General features: G+C 45.5%; 19 protein-coding genes. 12 read left to right on the forward strand and 7 right to left on the reverse strand.

Features of this window, described 5'->3' with window-relative positions; genetic code table 11:
- Positions 1-103 precede the first annotated feature (103 nt).
- The 3 genes from BM613_RS00005 to BM613_RS00015 form a co-directional block, all read right to left on the reverse strand.
- On the reverse strand, positions 104-352 hold the full coding sequence (locus BM613_RS00005; protein ID WP_109429116.1) for a hypothetical protein: 249 nt from the start codon (positions 350-352) through the stop codon (positions 104-106).
- A gap of 71 nt (positions 353-423) precedes the next feature.
- On the reverse strand, positions 424-2,016 hold the full coding sequence (gene serA, locus BM613_RS00010; RefSeq protein ID WP_109429117.1) for a phosphoglycerate dehydrogenase: 1,593 nt from the start codon (positions 2,014-2,016) through the stop codon (positions 424-426).
- Complete coding sequence (locus tag BM613_RS00015) at positions 1,994-3,154, reverse strand: pyridoxal-phosphate-dependent aminotransferase family protein (protein ID WP_109429172.1); 1,161 nt, start codon at positions 3,152-3,154, stop codon at positions 1,994-1,996. Before BM613_RS00015 ends, serA begins: the two co-directional genes overlap by 23 nt.
- A 376-nt stretch (positions 3,155-3,530) precedes the next feature.
- Here BM613_RS00015 and BM613_RS00020 point away from each other — a divergent pair, with 376 nt between their 5' ends.
- Positions 3,531-4,205 (forward strand): SIR2 family NAD-dependent protein deacylase, encoded by a 675-nt coding sequence (locus tag BM613_RS00020; protein WP_109429118.1) that lies wholly within the window; start codon positions 3,531-3,533, stop codon positions 4,203-4,205.
- Here the strand turns inward: BM613_RS00020 and BM613_RS00025 are convergent.
- Positions 4,202-4,552 carry a hypothetical protein gene (locus BM613_RS00025; protein ID WP_181362783.1) on the reverse strand — a complete coding sequence of 117 codons (351 nt, stop codon included), beginning with the start codon at positions 4,550-4,552 and terminating at the stop codon, positions 4,202-4,204. The two genes, BM613_RS00020 and BM613_RS00025, sit on opposite strands and share 4 nt — an antisense overlap.
- A gap of 89 nt (positions 4,553-4,641) precedes the next feature.
- Between BM613_RS00025 and BM613_RS00030 the strand changes: the two genes are divergently transcribed.
- Positions 4,642-6,033 carry a leucyl aminopeptidase family protein gene (locus tag BM613_RS00030; RefSeq protein WP_181362784.1) on the forward strand — a complete coding sequence of 464 codons (1,392 nt, stop codon included), beginning with the start codon at positions 4,642-4,644 and terminating at the stop codon, positions 6,031-6,033.
- Between the two features lie 186 nt (positions 6,034-6,219).
- Entirely contained in the window at positions 6,220-6,579 is a 360-nt protein-coding gene (locus tag BM613_RS00035; RefSeq protein ID WP_109429121.1) for a hypothetical protein, read from the forward strand.
- Here the strand turns inward: BM613_RS00035 and BM613_RS00040 are convergent.
- A complete protein-coding gene (locus BM613_RS00040) occupies positions 6,564-7,229 on the reverse strand; it encodes a PrsW family glutamic-type intramembrane protease (protein WP_181362785.1) in 666 nt (221 codons plus the stop codon). The two genes, BM613_RS00035 and BM613_RS00040, sit on opposite strands and share 16 nt — an antisense overlap.
- A 107-nt stretch (positions 7,230-7,336) precedes the next feature.
- On the opposite strand from BM613_RS00040, the gene BM613_RS00045 reads away from it, so the two are divergent.
- The 5 genes from BM613_RS00045 (at position 7,337) to BM613_RS00060 (ending at position 14,512) form a co-directional block, all read left to right on the forward strand.
- The gene (locus tag BM613_RS00045; protein WP_245926174.1) at positions 7,337-8,125 is read left to right on the forward strand and encodes a DUF2797 domain-containing protein; all 789 of its coding nucleotides are present in this window, start codon (positions 7,337-7,339) and stop codon (positions 8,123-8,125) included.
- A 97-nt stretch (positions 8,126-8,222) separates the two neighbouring features.
- Positions 8,223-8,396 carry a hypothetical protein gene (locus BM613_RS14935; protein WP_181362786.1) on the forward strand — a complete coding sequence of 58 codons (174 nt, stop codon included), beginning with the start codon at positions 8,223-8,225 and terminating at the stop codon, positions 8,394-8,396.
- Positions 8,397-8,468: 72 nt separating this feature from the next.
- Complete coding sequence (locus BM613_RS00050) at positions 8,469-8,795, forward strand: YuzB family protein (RefSeq protein ID WP_109429123.1); 327 nt, start codon at positions 8,469-8,471, stop codon at positions 8,793-8,795.
- A 135-nt stretch (positions 8,796-8,930) separates the two neighbouring features.
- Positions 8,931-9,689, forward strand: coding sequence for a S1C family serine protease (locus BM613_RS00055; RefSeq protein ID WP_245926175.1), 759 nt, complete (start codon positions 8,931-8,933; stop codon positions 9,687-9,689).
- Positions 9,690-9,985: 296 nt separating this feature from the next.
- The gene (locus tag BM613_RS00060; RefSeq protein ID WP_109429125.1) at positions 9,986-14,512 is read left to right on the forward strand and encodes a glutamate synthase-related protein; all 4,527 of its coding nucleotides are present in this window, start codon (positions 9,986-9,988) and stop codon (positions 14,510-14,512) included.
- Between the two features lie 96 nt (positions 14,513-14,608).
- On the opposite strand, the gene BM613_RS00065 is transcribed toward BM613_RS00060, so the two are convergent.
- On the reverse strand, positions 14,609-14,977 hold the full coding sequence (locus BM613_RS00065) for a hypothetical protein (RefSeq protein WP_109429126.1): 369 nt from the start codon (positions 14,975-14,977) through the stop codon (positions 14,609-14,611).
- Positions 14,978-15,097: 120 nt separating this feature from the next.
- On the opposite strand from BM613_RS00065, the gene BM613_RS00070 reads away from it, so the two are divergent.
- Together BM613_RS00070 and folE are read left to right on the forward strand one after the other, a co-directional pair.
- A complete protein-coding gene (locus BM613_RS00070) occupies positions 15,098-15,823 on the forward strand; it encodes a class I SAM-dependent methyltransferase (RefSeq protein ID WP_146192734.1) in 726 nt (241 codons plus the stop codon).
- Between the two features lie 82 nt (positions 15,824-15,905).
- On the forward strand, positions 15,906-16,475 hold the full coding sequence (gene folE, locus BM613_RS00075) for a GTP cyclohydrolase I FolE (RefSeq protein ID WP_109429128.1): 570 nt from the start codon (positions 15,906-15,908) through the stop codon (positions 16,473-16,475).
- Positions 16,476-16,485: 10 nt separating this feature from the next.
- On the opposite strand, the gene BM613_RS00080 is transcribed toward folE, so the two are convergent.
- A complete protein-coding gene (locus BM613_RS00080) occupies positions 16,486-17,196 on the reverse strand; it encodes a metallophosphoesterase (protein ID WP_109429129.1) in 711 nt (236 codons plus the stop codon).
- Positions 17,197-17,240: 44 nt separating this feature from the next.
- On the opposite strand from BM613_RS00080, the gene BM613_RS00085 reads away from it, so the two are divergent.
- On the forward strand, positions 17,241-17,750 hold the full coding sequence (locus BM613_RS00085; protein WP_109429130.1) for a SprT family protein: 510 nt from the start codon (positions 17,241-17,243) through the stop codon (positions 17,748-17,750).
- A 13-nt stretch (positions 17,751-17,763) separates the two neighbouring features.
- On the forward strand, positions 17,764-18,027 hold the full coding sequence (locus tag BM613_RS00090) for a hypothetical protein (RefSeq protein WP_109429131.1): 264 nt from the start codon (positions 17,764-17,766) through the stop codon (positions 18,025-18,027).
- The last annotated feature ends 16 nt before the right edge of the window (positions 18,028-18,043 follow it).

Below are 18,043 nucleotides of genomic sequence, written 5' to 3' on the forward strand. Positions count from 1 at the left end.
AAAAAAAAAAAAAAAACACACGCAAAGTAACAGAGCGTGTGCCTTTTGCTGGGTGTCTACTGCTATCAAGTCATCGTGTTCTCAATGAGAGGACCAAGTTTTTTTATTTTCGCAATTCCTCGTCAATCTTACGCTCAATCTCTTCATCAGATAGATCAAATTGTGCTGAAAATTCACGTGCACGTCTGCGCTGTTCAAGATAATAATTAAGAAGTTCTTGACGTGAAAAGTCTTTTGTATTTGAATGGCGAAGCGCCCGAAAAACAAAATAGCTGATCCCACTTGTAAGTAAAAGCATGAGGATACTTACAAGTGGGCTGCCAAAGCCAAAACCGATCACCATTTCTTTCACCCTCAGTACGCGTTAAAAACTTTCCTGATGGATATCATACCGAGGAAGCAGACAAAAAGAAAGGCATCACCTTAAGAAGTCGGCAATTCTACATACAACACACGATCCATTCCTATCGTATCGCGTATTTTCTTTAAATGAGCTTCATCAACTTCTCGATCGACTCCAAGCATCATAATGGCTTGACCTCCAGCTTCTTGTCTGCCTACTTGCATCGAAGCAATATTTACACCCGCTTCTCCAAGAATGCCTCCGACATGACCAATCACTCCCGGCTGATCGCGGTGCCATGTGAGTACCATCGCTTCACTAGGCGCAATATCTACTGAATATTGATCAATTTGGACGATACGCATGCCATGTCCTGGGACAACAGTACCTGCAACTGCTACTGTACCTTGATCTCCACTCAAACGGACTTCAATGAGATTGGCATAAGTTCCATGGCGGGGCTGTTTTGTCTCAATCACTTCTACTCCCATTTCTTCTGCAATCAGCGTTGCACTAATGAGATGAACTTCCTCACGATAAAAATGAGACAAAACTCCCTTTAAGATCGATCTCGTCATTGCATCCGCAGGCTGTTGTGCTGGTTCACCTTCATATCGTATCTGTACTTGCTGTACGCCTCCGCGAATCGTTTGCGCAGCCATGCTTCCAAGAATTTCACCGAGTTGCACAAATGGCTCTACTTTCTTTCTTGTTTCCGGTGTTAACGCAGGCAAATTTACAGTATGAGGATAACTTTCACCTCGTAAGATTTTTACAAGACCTCCAGCAACATCTACGGCTACATTCACCTGGGCTTCCACGGTTGAAGCCCCAAGATGTGGCGTTGCAATGACTTGAGCGTAAGATAGCAACGGATTGGCAATCGCAGGTTCTTCCTCATACACATCGAGTGCTGCTCCTGCCACTATCCCTTCTTCCAATGCACGTAATAATGCAGCTTCATCTATAATGCCGCCTCTTGCACAGTTCAAAATTTTTACCCCGCGCTTCATTACAGAAAATTCTCGATCACTAATTAAATGACGCGTTTCTTTTGTAAGTGGGGTATGGACTGTGATAAAATCAGCAACCTGAATCGTCTCTTCTAGCGTTGCCACTTGCACACCCATTTTCTCAGCACGCGCTGATGTTAGAAATGGGTCATAGGCAATCACCTGCATCCCAAAAGCCTGTGCGCGTTTTGCAACTTCTGTACCAATACGCCCAAACCCGACAATTCCAAGTGTTTTGCCTCGCAACTCAACACCGGTAAAACGCGTCCGCTCCCATTTTCCTTCATGCAAGCTAGCATGAGCCTGAGGAATATGGCGAGCTAATGCCAGCATCATAGAAAATGTGAATTCCGCTGTTGTGATCGTATTCCCGTCTGGCGCATTAATTACAAGAATCCCTGCTTTTGTCGCGGCACGAACATCAATATTATCCACACCGACTCCGGCGCGACCTATGACACGCAATCTTTTTCCTGCGTCGATGACCTCTTTTGTCACTTTGGTCTGACTGCGTACGAGAAGTGCATCAAAATCACCAATCGTTTGAAGTAAATCAGCTGGAGAAATACCAATCTTTTCAATGATTTCAAATTCCCCTGAGGAATATAATTCCTGCAAACCTTGTTCAGAGATTGGATCAGTAACGAGGATTTTCAGCATGTAGATACACCTCCGCAGCTGCGCTGACACCAGCGCCAAGCTTTATCTCATGTCCTGTTTGCACTAACGCTATTTCAAGTGCTGCTAAACACTGAAGTATATCGCTCGCATCAACATAGCCCATATGACCGATTCGGATGATTTTACCGGATAATTGCTTTTGTCCACCAGCCACAGCAATATGAAGATCGTTCTTCATCACTTTGCGTACGGCATCCGCATCTGATACAAGAACAGTTGTTACCGTATGGCTGGCGTATTTCTCATCTTCCACCATCAGTTTTAGCCCTAATGCACGAACACCAGCTCTTGTCATATCACGCAGCAAGCGATGTCGGGCTTGAGCTTGCTCCAAACCTTCCTGCTTAATCATCGCGAGTGACGCGCGAAGGCCATAAATAAGGCTAACAGGTGGTGTCCAAGGGGTCGTATCAGCTCCCAGATCCTTGTGATAACGAGCTAAATCGAAATAAAAGGAGCGTGCTGGCGGACCATTTTTCACGCGTTCTAACGCACGCTTAGATAATGCAACAAGAGCTAATCCAGGAGGCAAAGCAAGTGCTTTTTGCGACCCTGTAACCACGACATCCACAAGCCATTCATCCATCAATAGGGGAGAACCAATAAAAGAACTGACTGCATCGACAATCAAATAAGCTCCGTGTGCACGAGTGATCTTCGCAATGGCTTGAACGTCATTGAGTACGCCAGTAGAAGTTTCACAGTGGCTCATTAAAACCACTTCGATCTCTGGATGTTCCTTAAGCATCTGAACAACGTCTTGTTCTTTGGCTGGTTGACCCCATTCGTAATTTAAGGTGTAGAGAGTAGCGTTTGTCCGTCGTGCAATCTCAGTAAAGCGATCTCCAAAATTTCCTGTAGAAATGGCAAGAACAGCATCCCCTTGCCGAACCATGCTAAAAACAGAAGCTTCTAATCCTGCCGTTCCTGTCCCTGCAATGACAGCGATATCCCCTGAAGTGTGAAATACTTCGCGCAGGTTCGCTTCAACTTCTGCTAAAAGTGCTGAAAAATCACCGCTGCGATGTCCGATCATCGGATGTGTCATCGCTCTTGTCACTTCTGGTGGAACCGGGGTAGGACCGGGAATCCGCAAAATTGTCTTCTCTGAAAACATACTCTCCACTCCCATTTTTTATAATATAATACAAAACCGCTTGCCCCCTCTGTGTAAAGGGGCAAGCGGTCAAAACACTTGCGGTACCACCCTAAATTCTGATCACCTCACGGTTGATCAGCTCAGTCGGTCCTCTTTCGAGAAACCGCAACCGATAACGAGGTCACCGTAAAAAGCTACTCATGTGATCTAAGGAAGAACACACCTTCACCTTTCACTCCGGAATGCTATGGTCATACGTTCCGTCCCTGACTCGCACCAACCGTCAGTTCTCTTTGCACTTCCCGCAGACTCGTTTCCATCACTGCTTTAGTGATATGGAATTTTTCAGAGAATACTACATGAAGGGTCAATCCGTCAAGAGGGAGTGTAAAAAATGTATCACCAGAACAATTTTGAACACAACACAAAGGGAGTATCAAAAGCAATTTTACACGCACATAGACTGCTTGCCATTACAGGTGCAGGCATCAGTGCACCAAGCGGTTTGCCAACGATTGAAGCCACTTGGCACGGACGTACGCTGACTGAACTTTTTCAACTTCAACAAGCTCATCACCACATTCAAGAGTATCAAAATGCTTACCGAGATTTGATCGCAACTTGGTTACGCGCTCAACCAAACGCTGCACACTACTTATTAGCTGAACATGGGGTGCGAATTATCACACAAAACGTGGATGGACTTCACCAGCGTGCAGGATCTTCGGAAGTGATTGAATTACATGGTTCGCTGACGCGATTGCGTTGTCATGGGTGCCGTTCCCTCTTATCCGTTGACACTCATACCCTTTCTCATACAGAGTGTCCTGCATGTGGTGAACTTCTGTGGCCTGATATCGTGTTTGAAGGGGAGTATGTGAAACAACTAGCCAAAGCAATTCAATGGGTGAGTACCTGCGATGCTCTTTTAATCATCGGGACGAGCTTGCACATGCATCCTGTCTCGCAATTGCCTCGTATCGCCATACAAAATGGAGTCCCTCTTGTTCGCATTCGTCACAATGCGGATCAAGTCCTTGCACAGTATTTTACAGCGCATGGAAGTTAGCTTGCTTTAGTTGACAACTTACGGTAGATCCTTTGTGCAAAATCATACACGGATTCAGTTGGCAAAACGGGCTCATGAACAATGAGATCCATATATTGAGCAAACATTCTCTTTGCATCTTCGAAAGTTTCACAATATAGAGGGGGCGCTTCAAAATCTTCTTCTGCATCAAAAACGTAAATTTCATACCCCTGGTCACTTTGATGCATATCAAGATCAAGAGTTCGCAACTCACCTTCTACGACTTTTGACAATACGATCCGCTCAATGAGTGTACGCGCATTACGCACAGGAGGCACCTTCCATTCAATTCCTTTTGAGAAGTACAGTATAGCATGAATTCTCATCTTCGCGAAGTGTTTCAAACAGCAAACACAGGAAATCTGGGGACAAAAAGGAGTATAATAAAATCACAATGATCGTAAGGAGTGATTCAATGAAGATCTTTACACGCACTGCACAAAGTTCAGCAGTCTCTGGACAAATTGGCTTTCTCACAACGGATACAAATGAATTGGCTGGACAGTCTTTCACAGATCGACACCAGAGTCTTGGTACCGTGACGACACGCGATAACCTTATTCTAGTTGGTATAGGGAAAAAAGAAAAAGTCACACTTGAAACTTTGCGAAATGCAGCTGGACAAGCAGCACGTGAGGCAAATAAAGAGCAGTGGACGCAGGCTGAGATTTTTCTCCCCAATCTTTTTTCCCCACAAGAAGAGGCAAATGCAATTACAGAGGGAGCACTTCTTGGTACATATGAATTTGATCGTTATAAGGCGAAGAAAAAAACACAAACGCTGCAAGAACTCATTCTTCTCACATCGGAAAATGTTACGCAAAGCATTAAAAAGGGAGAAGTTTATGCGAATGCGACAATACTTGCCCGCGATCTAGCTAATGAACCACCAAATCTATTACGGCCAAGCACGCTGGCAGAATTTGTTGTCTCTCATTTTGAACATACTGACGCAGAGGTAAAGGTTTACGCGGGGGATCAACTCATTGAAGAACAAATGGTCGGTGTATTGACAGTAGGCAAAGGGAGTGTCAACAAACCGCGTTTTCTAGAAATTCACTATGTGAGTGACCCTACGAAACCCCTTATTGCACTTGTGGGAAAAGGTATCACATTTGACACTGGCGGTATCAGTTTAAAAAGCGGTCGCGATATTAGCGATATGCGTTTAGATATGGCGGGTGCTGCAGCGGTCATTGGCGCAATCGATGCACTTGTCGCCGCGAAAGTCGATTGCAACGTGATCGGTTTCATTGCAGCAGCTGAAAATATTCCCGATGCGGGCTCCATGTTACCTGGAGAATTGATCCAATATCCAAATGGTGTTTCTGTTCAAGTTGCCAATACCGATGCAGAAGGGCGACTCGTATTAGCGGATGCACTCATTCGAGCGATGAATCGGAACGCAGTGTTTACCGTGGATATCGCAACGCTAACAGGTGCAGCAGCAGCAGCACTAGGGACAAAATATGCTGCCGTATTTGGAACTGATCCACTCGTGGCAACACTCCAAGAAGCAGGGGCAAACACAGGCGACGAACTGTGGCGCATGCCATTGGTTGAAGAGTATAACGAGCAATTGAGAAGTAACTATGCTGACCTTTCAAACATTGGAAAGGGAAAAGGAGGGGCAATTACAGCCGCGTTATTCCTCCAACACTTTGTAAAACCAGAAGCGAAATGGGCGCATATTGATATGGCAGGGCCTATGGAAGCCGAATCCACATCAGGGTATCGACCCGCAGGGGCAACAGGTTTTGGCGTTCGCGTGCTTGCTGAAGCTGTTCAGCAACTAACAAACATGTAGGCACAGGATTCAAATTTTAAACAAGTGGCATAACTTGTTTCTGTACTCACAAATTTCAACTCCCACACTACGCAATTTTACGTTATACTAGAGTTAAGCTTACTTATGTTTCAAAGCAAGTGAATGCCCCCTAATCCGGTTGGTTTACCACAGGGGGCATTCCTTGTTGTCCAGAGGAGGCGCGTTATGCATTACGCTTTAGTGACCGACCACAGCCGCAAGGCGCGAGCAGCGAGAGCCGTCTATGAATTTATGCGCACAAAAGGGGAGGCGCAGCCAACAATCTCAGATATGTTACTTGAGGGGCCAAGTTTGCCAGGTTATCGCGTACCTACAAAAGAACGTTTCCGTGTCCTTAGTCTACGATTTCACGATGAACACCTTAGCCCTTATTTCAAGACAGATATGAATTTGTTTCATTTGCTCATGATGAACGAAGAAGCTGATATTTCTATTTTTAAAACGTCAGATGGAATTTTGTTCACATTTGACAATATTCCGGATAACCCCTTTCATTTTGGACAAAGTGGTCACGATATGCGATAGTTTAATTTCGTGTGAAGTAGCGGATAAGCGCGTGTGTAGGCAAAGCGAACAAGCCACATCAAGTACACAACGAGCAAGAGATTGGCAAAGTAACTTTGCGCTAAGGCAAAACTGTCGTAGATCCCATGTAGCAAGGCGGGTACCACGAATGCAGGCCACATAGGACTCCCCTGAAATTTACTGCGACTAAAGTATGCGCCCATGACAACGCCAAATAAAGCGTGCGCAGGGACAGCAGTAAACGCCCTTACAAATGCAGTTGATAAACCTGAGCTCAACACGTAGAGAACATTTTCGACAGTTGCAAACCCTAGGCCAATCGCTACTGCATAGACGACCCCATCATAAGGCTCATCAAAAAAGGGACGAGGATATACCAATTGCTTAAATGCAATTGCTTTTAATGATTCCTCAACAGCTCCCGCGATAAAGAATGCGGTGACAAGTGTTGCTAAAAAACCTGTTTGCGGCTCAGACGTTTGACTATAAAGATCGAGTAGATACTTTTCTGCAAGCGCCGCCGGAAGTACGATCAACATGCCAATGAAGTACAATAAAAAAACGAATTGCGGTTTTTCGCGTTTGCGATCTACCGCATAGATTATGGCAAGAAAAAGCCATGCAGGTACAATCGCAGCAAGTAGTAACATATAGACGAAGCCTCCTTCATCGACATAACTGTAGGATGACCGGAAAGAGGCCCATTCTTGCATCGAATACATAGTACAAGGTCAATGGTTATGAGGGGTTGAGAAATGTGAGAGGATTTACTAATGGGCTAACCCATCTTGTCGATCGTCCGATTCAGTATCAATGGAATTTAGGCGATGAAGAGGTTGCATTAAACCAATGGATTGGCAAGGAAATGCACATTGAGTTTCTTGGCGAAAAGAGATGTATTGCCTGTGGGCGTAAAGTAAATAAATTATACCAAAACGGATATTGTTATCCATGTGTGACTACACTTGCTGAGACGGACTTATGTATCGTTAAGCCCCATGAATGCCATTTTGCAAATGGCACATGTCGAGATGAGGAATTTGCTACTACCCATTGCATGATTCCACACTACGTATATCTCGCTGTGAGCAGTCAAGTAAAAGTCGGCTTAACACGCAAGCATCGACAATGGACTCGTTGGATTGATCAAGGAGCTGTTCGCGCGATGCTTTTAGCGGAGCTTCCTACCCGAAAAGCAGCGGGTGAATTTGAGATGGAAGTCGCAAAAGAACTTCCCGACAAAACAGATTGGCGCAAAATGGTACAAGGCATCACTTCAGATATCGATCTGAAAGAAGTTGCTGCACAAGTAAAAGAACGTCTTCCAGCCCTGTGGTCAGAATATTTATTGGCAGACACGCCCATTTATGATTTTCTTTATCCTGTTATACCTGAAACGATGCCTAAGGCGCGTTCGATTTCCCTTGAAAAACAATCTGTTGAAGGCAAACTCCTCGGGATACGGGGTCAATACTTATTGTTTGAGCAAGGATGTGTCAATATCAAAAAGCATGCGGGGATGTTCCTTGAAGTCACTGCTAGATAAGTTTCAGTCGGTGAAAATCGCAATGTTTACATGTCTTGACGACGATTCGGGTACACTTTGCATTACCGGACAACCATGAAAATGGAGGTGGGTATGCATGACCTGGATTTATGAAGCGCGGTTGTACGATTCGCGCTCTGTTGCCAATTATGTTGCGATGTGCGTGCGCGATGACCAAATTTTGCGAGGGCAACAGCAGCCGCTGGTACAGATTTATCGAACTCGTAAAGGGAACTATGGCGTGCGTTATCAACCGCCCCTTTCACTTTAAAGACGAGCTATAGCAAAGCCGAAAGCACCTGTGCTACAATGAGCGATGAAGCAGATAAGGGAGATGTTCCGCATGCCTTCATCCATCAGTTTAACCTTTTGCAAAAAAAATCTAGAATTATACTCGCAGTCTGTTTATGACGCATTGCGAGCAAATTACCCAGATCTCGAAATAGAAGTGAAAGATTGTCTTGATATGTGCGCAATGTGCACAGACGTTCCATTTGCACTACGAAACGGCGCGTTGATTGGTGGACGTGATCCGATGGGATTATATCGCAAACTAGAACGTGGAATGCAATTTCTTTCGGCGCCGCCATTGCCTGGTACATCCGGATATCGCGAACAAATAGAAGAACACTCGCCTGTTGTGTCGACCGGCAAAGAGTCTTCTAAATAATCACGAACAGCTCGTCTCGTTTGAGACGGCTTCTTTTTTGCCCATTGATCCAAACAAAGTGGGTCATTTGCCTCTAACCTGCGGCTGGCATCACGAATATGGTGTCATATGCCGTATAGAGCGAGGTGGGCCGACTTGCAGAAAAAGCCAAGTGTAAGAAAACCAACTGCAAAGCGGAAGCAAAGCGCGATCAAGCCCAGTCGTCGCGGGAGAATTCTCGATTTTGTCACGATTGTAGAGCGCTATAAAAGTGCAATTGTCGGAATTGAAGTTACGCAAGAATCTCCGCGAACAAAATCCACTTTATTGCCCTATGGATTTCCCTGGGATACACTTCCAAGTCAAGAACCTCAAGCGTTAAACATTGGGACAGGGTTTGTATTTGACCCGCGAGGGTATATTTTAACGAATGAGCACGTCATCCATGGAGCGACAAAAGTGATGGTTCAGATGCTAGGGAAACAAAAACCGATCGCAGCACGCGTTGTCGGGACGAATTACGAACATGATCTCGCTGTATTAAAAGTCACATTACCCAAAAATATTTCTGTGCTCCGACTAGGCCACTCAAAGGACGTAAAAGTAGGAGAGTGGGTACTCGCTGTCGGCAATCCACTTGGCCTAGACCACTCTGTGACTGTGGGGATTGTGAGTGCCAAAGAACGCCCCATGCAAATCGGTGATCGCTCCTATCCACATCTTTTGCAAACAGACGCCGCGATCAATCGTGGGAATTCAGGGGGACCACTCATTAATATGCGTGGTGAAGTCATTGGAATCAATACTGCGGTGAGTCAAAGTTCACAAGGTATTGGCTTTGCAATAGCGATTGACGTAGTACGTGACGCGTTAAAAGCTATGATGGGAAATGCGTATCATGAAGGAGGTCTATAAAAATCCCTCACATGCGGTCTTGCTCTCTCTACAACTTCTTTGTGTTACGACGAATATGAACACAAAATCATTGCATTATTATGCATTCGCAGGTATACTCTGAACTACAGAGGAAGTGCACCTAGGGATCCGGCTTGCCTTTTTATCAGGTGAAGACAGGACCAAGCGGTGCAGGCCATGCGCGAACGCGGCACACCGTGAGGATAAAAGACTCGGCGGAGAGGTTCCCTGCTTTATTGGGCCTCTCCGTCTTTATTTCAATTGAGAGAGCGGCTTGTGAGAGAGGAGTGGAGTCGATGGCATTTTTAGAGAGAGAAGAACACGACGCGTGTGGAATTGTTGCATGGGTAGAAAAAGCGCCATACGCCTCTAGAGAGAATGTAAATCTCGTATTAAATGCGCTTCATCAAATGCGACACCGTGCAGGATTTGTTGAAAATGAAGGCGATGGATGCGGAATTTTGATTGATCTGCCGAGAGCCATATGGGCTGACCATTTGAGTAGCAGGAATTTAGATCCAGAATTCGCTTATGATCCTCGGTTTGTTGTAGGACATTTTATTTTGTCACGACAGATCGGAGAAGCGCCTACACAATTTGAGAATTCTTTGCGTTCACTCGCAAGTGCTGCTGGATTTTCAGTACTTGCCGTCATTGTAGATGCTGTAAATCCACATGTACTCGGACCTGCAGGCGCAGCCGAAGGGATCCATTTTATTCAGGTTGCGCTGTGGTCAGAAACAGTATCTACGTTACGAGAGGTGGCACATGCCTGTTTTGAATTAGAACTGTCAATTGAAGCGAAGGGCATCGCCCACGTCGCTTCGCTTTCGAATTCGTCCGTGGTGTACAAAGTGCGCGGGGATAGTATGACATTACAAAAATATTTTGCAGACTTTGCTCACACTGGACTAAAAAGTCGCATAACCCTTGGTCACAATCGCTATTCGACGAATACGACGACGTCTTCTGAACGCGTACAACCGTTTTCATTGCTTGGCCATAATGGCGAGTTAAATACCATTTACCGTTTGCGCGAAGAATCGCGTATGTTGAATATTCCTACAACCCCTGGAGGATCCGATTCCCAGGATTTAAACCGAGTGATTGAAGGATTACAGCATCGTTATGGGTTTACACTGCTTGAGGCACTAGAACTTGTATTTCCGCCGATTATTCATGAGATTAAACATATGCCACCGCACTTACAGGATCTCTATATGTTTATGCGCTCTATTTTTGGGCCATTTGCCCAGGGGCCAGCGGCGATTATTGCTCGAGCTGCTGGAGAAGCTGTGTTTTCTGTCGATGCACTTGGCTTGCGCCCACTTTGGATGGTCGAAACGAAGACGAGCATTATCTTTAGTTCGGAACAAGGTGTCGTGCCATTCATTGAGATGATTCACGATCCCAAACCACTGAGCCCTGGTGAAAAAGTCTATGTAGAGTTGCCTGATGCAGCGCCGACTGTAGCATATTCCTATCATGAAGCTCAACAAGCCACATATGAGAGAATGAGCGAGCGCTTTCATTTCGATGGTTATCGTCATGGCATTGCCTTTGGCGGTCCACCCATCTTTGGTGAAGTCCATCTCACGCCCCATCGGATCGAAGAGAAGAGCCGCGAAGCACTCATGGGAGCTTTCGGCTGGGATGTCGATGATGTTCGCATCTTAGAACACCACGCGACAACTGGGCAGGAGCCTATCCGCTCACTAGGGTTTGATGGTCCACTCGCTATCCTCTCAGATCGCCCGCAAAATATTGCGGACTATCTAAAAGAGATGGTGGCTGTTGTAACAAATCCAGCGATTGACCGCGAACGAGAAATCGAGCATTTTTCTACCCGGGTCGTATTAGGAAAGCGTCCCAACGTCACACAGCAACAGACAAAAACTTTGCGGATGGAGCTACAAAGTCCAATCTTGCTTGGTGGACATCAATTAGAAGAAGCCGATCTGTATCGGTCATTAGCACATAAATTAGGCACGCAACTTTATGAAGATGTCCTGCGTTATTTTTCTGTCAAATACGAGGATGTTGTAGAAATTTATCCACGTGTCGAAGCAGATGAGACGCTTGAAACTGCACTGCAACGATTGCGCGCAGAAGTCATTGCTGCTGCCGATGGACAAGCGAATTTAATCATCCTAGACGATCGTTTGTCTTTTACAGATGACAATACTTGGATTGATCCTGCACTGGCAATTAGTGTGGCACATACCACATTGCGCGATTATCAGTCTCAACAAGGAGAAAACGCTCGGCGTCGCAGCAGCTTGATCTTGCGGTCGGGTGCCGTACGCAATCTTCATGATCTCGTCGTAATGATCGGACTAGGTGCAGATGCTGTTTGCCCGTACCTCTATTTCGCAAGCGCATATGATATCGATGCGTGGAAAGGGATCGAGAACGCGTACCAGGCCCTCACAAAAGGCTTGGAAAAAGTTTTATCTACTCTTGGCATTCATGAAGTGCGTGGATATGATCGTTTATTCAGTGCCATTGGGTTATCTGCAGAAGTGGCAAATATTCTAGAGATCAAGTCATTTTTTGATGAAAACGCTCATTATAGTGACTTTGACTCTCTTCTTGCCAATGCGCGTGAACGTGCAGTTGCTTTACATGCTGGAAAAAGCGCAATTGCTCGCCCGTACCAACTATGGCCTCGAATTTGGAAATCAGCTGGTGATGCGGCAGCAGGGAACATCCCATATGAAGAATACAGCAACAAACTTCAAGAATTAGAGAAGAAGCAACCTATTTCGCTACGTCATCTGTTAGATATAAAAAAACATCCCCATGCAATCACCCCAGAACAAGTCAGCTTAGCAATTGGTGAACATGCGCTTCCGTTTGTGATCAGTTCTATGTCTTTTGGCTCACAAAGCGAGGTTGCATTTCGTGCATATGCCATTGCCGCCACACAATTGGACATGATTTCAATGAATGGCGAAGGCGGAGAAATCAAAGACATGCTGGGGAAATATGCGAAAAATCGGGGACATCAAATTGCTTCTGGCCGCTTTGGGGTCAATGCGGAACTCTGCAACTCTGCTGATCTATTAGAGATTAAGATTGGACAGGGTGCAAAACCGGGAGAGGGAGGACACTTGCCGGGGTCAAAAGTTTCGCAAAAAGTCGCTAATGCCCGGAATGCACGACAAGGTACAGATCTCATTTCACCGTCTAATAATCATGATATTTATTCGATTGAAGACCTTGCACAGATGATTGACGAACTTAAAGTCGTTAATCCACGAGCTAAAATTTCTGTTAAAGTACCAGTTGTTGCGGGGATTGGAACGATTGCTGTCGGCATCGCAAAAGCTGGAGCAGATATCATTACGCTGAGCGGATTTGATGGAGGTACAGGTGCTGCAAGAGCTCATGCATTAAAACATGTTGGCTTACCGATTGAAATTGGTGTCAAATTAGCTCATGAAGCACTTCTTGAAGCTGGTTTACGGGATATGGTGGAACTATGGTGCGACGGCGGCATGAAAAATGGCGTTGACGTCGTAAAAATGGTTCTCCTAGGTGCAAACCGCGTTGGATTCGGAACGATGGCTATGATTGCAATCGGGTGTACAAGTTGCCGGGCCTGCCACAAAGATACTTGCCATGTGGGGATTGCTACACAAATTGAAACGGTTGAACAGGCGACAGAACATGGGCTTAAGGCGTTTGTGCCACGTGACATTGATACAGCCGTTGCTCAACTGACTCACTTCTTTGCACAAATCGGAAAAGAAACACAAGCTCTCGTTGCACAATTAGGCGCAACTTCATTGCAAGATCTTGTCGGTCGTTCAGAGTTATTGGAACAAACCCGCGAATTGGAACGTGTTCGTTTGGATGATCTCATCGTATCTCATCAATCGATCCAATATTCGTTTGCTTGGAAGAGTCCACGTGCAAGTACAGTTGGCGTTCATTCGTTAACTGCACAACTTGGCAAAGAAGCGGTTTCTGCAATGGCGGTTGGCAATGAAGCTCTGCAATTTGGCGCAACTCATGTACAGTCTCCTGAGCGCGTGATTGGTGGCATGTTGTCAGGTTCAGTCGTTCGCAGAGAAATTCGCGATCGTAAAAAAGGACTAGAAAGAGCATCTGTGAAACTTTTGAGCGGTTCCATAGCTGGCAATGGATTTGGCGCTTACAATGCACGAGGTGTCCATCTGCGAGTAGAAGGCGGCGCTCAAGATGGTGTTGGAAAAGGAGCAATGGGTGGAAAAATCGTAATTTTAAAAGGGGTCAACCGCAACGGTCAACGACTTGACGGATCTGTTGGAAAAGGACTCGCTTATGGTGCTCAACACGGTTTGTTCATCGTACAAGGAGATGCTGATTCGCGTGCTGGAATTCGCTTATCAGGTGCCGATCTGATTATCGGAGGAGAAGTCACTTCGCCTCTTGATGATTCCCGTGGCGGATTGGCATTACGTGCAAACATTAAAGGATTTGCCTTTGAATACATGACTGGAGGACGCGCCTTGGTCCTCGGAGATCCAGGCCCGTGGATTTGTTCTGGCATGACAGGGGGTGTCGTGTACCTGCGCGTTGATCCAGCGATGGGTCTGACTATCGAGGCCTTAAAACGACGTCTCGCAAAGGGGGCAAAAGTCACTTTAAGCCCGCTGAATAACACGGGTGTGCAAGACGTCCAAGAACTGATTAGCATTTATCAAAAAGAACTTGTTCGATCAGGACAACAGCGTGAAGCTGAACGATTACATTCTTTACTTAGTAATCCACGAGAACATTTTGTGATGGTACAGCCGGGACTTGAACAGACAGAACAAGATATTGCGACAGAATAAGTAAGAACGTCCCAAATCAATCAGCAAGCGATGATGTTCTACAAGATGCAAAGGAACACATCGCTTGCTGACTTTTTATTTTGTATGGGAAAATGTTTAGTTGAACAGAAACCTCTCTAAAAAATAATGTCGTTGAGGCTCTGATTGGTATAAAACGGTTAGCAATTCCCGCAATGAGCATTCCTCTAAGTGATGAAACCTGCGAAATAGCGACAGGTCTTCCAATTTTATTTGCGCCCCGCGAAATGTCACACCCTCACCAAGTAATTCGGATAAAGGATATTTTAAAACTGCTGCTCGCAAAAAATTATGCATTGAATCTAACGAATAAACTGTATAGTGATGATCTTCACTAATTACGCAAACACCTTCTACAATAAAATAAAAGTCCTGCTCGTGCTCCACATGGATTAAATAGGCATCATACTGGCGATCACGCGGCAGCCCTTTTTGTCTCTTTTGCATCCTCCGTCCTCCTTGTTTCACTATACCTCGCAACAAAATGTTGTACAACTGCGAGAACGCCATGAACACGAAAGTCCTTTCGCGCGTAAAATAGCGTTGACAGATGCGGAGGGAAAGCTTATGGACTATCACGACGCACTCGCAGTACTCGGCGCTTCAAGCGCTCATCCAGGTGGCTTTTCGATTACGAAAGAATGGATGGATCAAATTCAGATTGCTAAAGAGCACACGGTGCTTGAAGTCGGTTGTGGCACAGGAAGGACCGCCTGTGCTCTGAAAGAGCGGTTTGATTGCACTGTCATCGGCGTTGACCGCAATGCAAAAATGATACAAAAAGCGCGGCGACGTGCGGCCACACAACAACTGACCCTCGAATTTCTTCAGTTATCTGGCGAATCCATGCCTTTTTCCGATGCTAGCTTTCACTGGATCGTTGCAGAATCTGTAACGGTATTCAATGAGTTGCGCCCGCTCTTAACAGATTACTACCGCTTACTAAAAACAGATGGCATAGTCATTGATGTAGAGATGTGCGCAAGTTCACCCTTACCGAAAGAAGTTTTTAAGATTTTTGAAGAAACATACGGAGCGCGAATTGTACCCACCATGACACAATGGAAGCAACATTATCGCGATGCAGGATTTCGCTCTGTGCGCATCTTACGCTCTGGTCCCGTGCCAAATACCCCAATATTTGATGAGGATCTGGATCCTATTTCGAATGTTCTTTTAGATGTTGAAGAAGCTTATTCGGAAGAAGTGAATCAAATGATGCTCAAAAATCAGACCGTGATGCAATCTTATGCGAAATGGTTGAATTTCGCTGTGATCCAAGCGATCAAATAAGATATTCATGTGAACACACGTGTCGCGAACTTCCCTTTCCCTTGGCAATAATGGTATATTGGCCACTATGGAGAGTGATAACATGAGTGGCTTTGATCAACAAAAAATTGAGACAGCAGTAAAAATGATTCTTGAGGCAATCGGAGAAGATCCAAATCGTGAAGGATTACTTGAGACACCTGCACGAGTTGCCCGCATGTATAGTGAAGTATTTTCAGGATTACATCAAGATCCACGAGAGCAACTCATGACGATTTTTAACGAGGATCACAATGAAGTGGTTCTCGTTAAAGATATTACCTTTTATAGCATGTGTGAACATCATCTTGTTCCATTTTTTGGACATGCACACGTCGCGTATATCCCTCAGGGGGCTCGCATCACTGGATTGTCAAAATTGGCACGCCTTGTAGAAACAGCCGCGCGCAGGCCTCAATTACAGGAACGCCTTACAGCTACCATCGCAGATGCGCTCGTCGATCGCTTAGATCCAGCTGGTGTCGCTGTCATGGTGGAAGCTGAGCACCTGTGCATGGCAATGCGCGGAGTGAATAAACCGGGGACCAAAACGTTAACGACAGCCGTTCGAGGGATTTTGTTCACTGATCCACTAAAACGCAAAGAAGTGTTTGATTTCATGCAACAACGTTGAATCACAGAGATTAAAAAAGCAGTTCAAGCGGGCGAAAAGCGAGAAAATCTGCTGCAACAAGATGATATTGGACCCCTCGCACAGCGCCTTCTATGCGCAATCGATGCGCATGTCCGTGTAAATGTCCATAGACACAATGAGTGACTTGATAGTGTTCAAAGAGTGTAGTAAATGGCGTCACTTCATGATCGGCGTTCAAAGGTGGATAATGCATCATCGCAATCAGTGGCTTTTTGCTTTTCGCCCCCGCTTCAAGGGATAACCGCAAACGTTCGACTTCGCGATGAAAGATTTTCTCGTCTTCTCCTGTATAATTTACTGAATTCGGAAGATCCCACCCTCTTGTACCTACTACCGTAAAGGAGGGGAATTCAACGGCGTTCGCTTGCAGAACATAGACGTCTGGTCCTGCTAATTCCTGAACCTTCTTTTTTGTGCTCCACCAGTAATCGTGATTCCCTTTTAAGAGCACCTTTTTTCCTGGAAGCGTAGCTAAATAAGCCATGTCAGGGATTACCTCTGATTCACGCATAGCCCAAGAAATATCCCCAGCAATTAATACGACATCCTCAGGTAGGATGTGAGCTTGCCAAATCTCCGCCATCTTTCGTTCATAATCTTCCCATAATCCTCCGAAGACGGACATTGGCTTATGAACGCCAAAAGCTAAATGCAAATCTGCAATCGCAAAAATCCGAATAGGACTTGCCCCCTTTTGCAATCGATTGTACCATGAAAGGGAACCTTTTTCGCAAGGAGCCTAACATGCGATCAATCGAAATCAGCTCAGCTTATAAACTCCCAACCAATGAGGCAGAGCTACATGAGCTCGTCGCAACAGTGTCACAAACAGAATTTGGTCTCCCCTTTTTACATCAGTGCCGTTTTAATGCGCGATTGCGTACTTCAGGTGGACGCTATCTGCTAAGTACTCATGATTTGGAGTTTAATCCGCGCTATATGAACATGGTCGGGTACGAAGGTTTGCTTGGGACCATTCGCCACGAACTCTGCCACTACCATCTACATCTGGCTGGAAAAGGTTATCGCCATAGGGATGCCGACTTTAAGCGCTTATTGGCAAAGGTCGGTGGAGCTCGCTATGCAGAACCTTCCTCATTAAAGAGGAATTTACCGATTCGTTACGAATATGTCTGTACGCAGTGTCAAACGCATTATACAAGGCGGCGTAAGTTAGATCTACGACGTTATGTTTGCGGAATTTGTAGGAGTAAATTAAAGCTCGTCCGCGATCGTTTGGCACCCGAGGTTTAAGGAGGAGAATTTTTTGCTTAAGATTACTTTTTCACATGGAATTCAGTCCACGATGGAACTACTCCAAGAATGCGCAAAAGAAGTGGCAGCCACACGACCTGATGAGGATCAGTTAGCGGAACAAGTGATGCGACTATTTCGCTCAGAAGACATTGAAGGGATTGCTCAATTAATTCAACAACAAAAAATCGAGCGTGAATTTGCTTCTGAACTCGCACATTTTGTGAAGCATTGGCAAGATCGACTTGCTCAGTTTGAACAAGCAGTGATCGAGTAAGCGGGAAATATGCGGG

Source organism: Sulfoacidibacillus thermotolerans (assembly GCF_003144315.1).
Lineage (GTDB): Bacteria > Bacillota > Bacilli > Alicyclobacillales > SLC66 > Sulfoacidibacillus > Sulfoacidibacillus thermotolerans.

Excerpts from the sequence above, each read along its gene's own strand:
- BM613_RS00030 (WP_181362784.1), top strand. The coding sequence starts at position 4,642 with ATGAAGATCTTTACACGCACTGCACAAAGTTCAGCAGTCTCTGGACAA.
- BM613_RS14935 (WP_181362786.1), top strand. The coding sequence starts at position 8,223 with ATGACCTGGATTTATGAAGCGCGGTTGTACGATTCGCGCTCTGTTGCC.
- BM613_RS00020 (WP_109429118.1), top strand. The coding sequence starts at position 3,531 with ATGTATCACCAGAACAATTTTGAACACAACACAAAGGGAGTATCAAAA.
- BM613_RS00040 (WP_181362785.1), bottom strand. The coding sequence starts at position 7,229 with ATGTTACTACTTGCTGCGATTGTACCTGCATGGCTTTTTCTTGCCATA.
- BM613_RS00035 (WP_109429121.1), top strand. The coding sequence starts at position 6,220 with ATGCATTACGCTTTAGTGACCGACCACAGCCGCAAGGCGCGAGCAGCG.
- folE (WP_109429128.1), top strand. The coding sequence starts at position 15,906 with ATGAGTGGCTTTGATCAACAAAAAATTGAGACAGCAGTAAAAATGATT.
- BM613_RS00015 (WP_109429172.1), bottom strand. The coding sequence starts at position 3,154 with ATGTTTTCAGAGAAGACAATTTTGCGGATTCCCGGTCCTACCCCGGTT.
- BM613_RS00070 (WP_146192734.1), top strand. The coding sequence starts at position 15,098 with ATGGACTATCACGACGCACTCGCAGTACTCGGCGCTTCAAGCGCTCAT.
- BM613_RS00085 (WP_109429130.1), top strand. The coding sequence starts at position 17,241 with ATGCGATCAATCGAAATCAGCTCAGCTTATAAACTCCCAACCAATGAG.
- BM613_RS00025 (WP_181362783.1), bottom strand. The coding sequence starts at position 4,552 with ATGAGAATTCATGCTATACTGTACTTCTCAAAAGGAATTGAATGGAAG.
- BM613_RS00060 (WP_109429125.1), top strand. The coding sequence starts at position 9,986 with ATGGCATTTTTAGAGAGAGAAGAACACGACGCGTGTGGAATTGTTGCA.
- BM613_RS00065 (WP_109429126.1), bottom strand. The coding sequence starts at position 14,977 with ATGCAAAAGAGACAAAAAGGGCTGCCGCGTGATCGCCAGTATGATGCC.
- serA (WP_109429117.1), bottom strand. The coding sequence starts at position 2,016 with ATGCTGAAAATCCTCGTTACTGATCCAATCTCTGAACAAGGTTTGCAG.
- BM613_RS00050 (WP_109429123.1), top strand. The coding sequence starts at position 8,469 with ATGCCTTCATCCATCAGTTTAACCTTTTGCAAAAAAAATCTAGAATTA.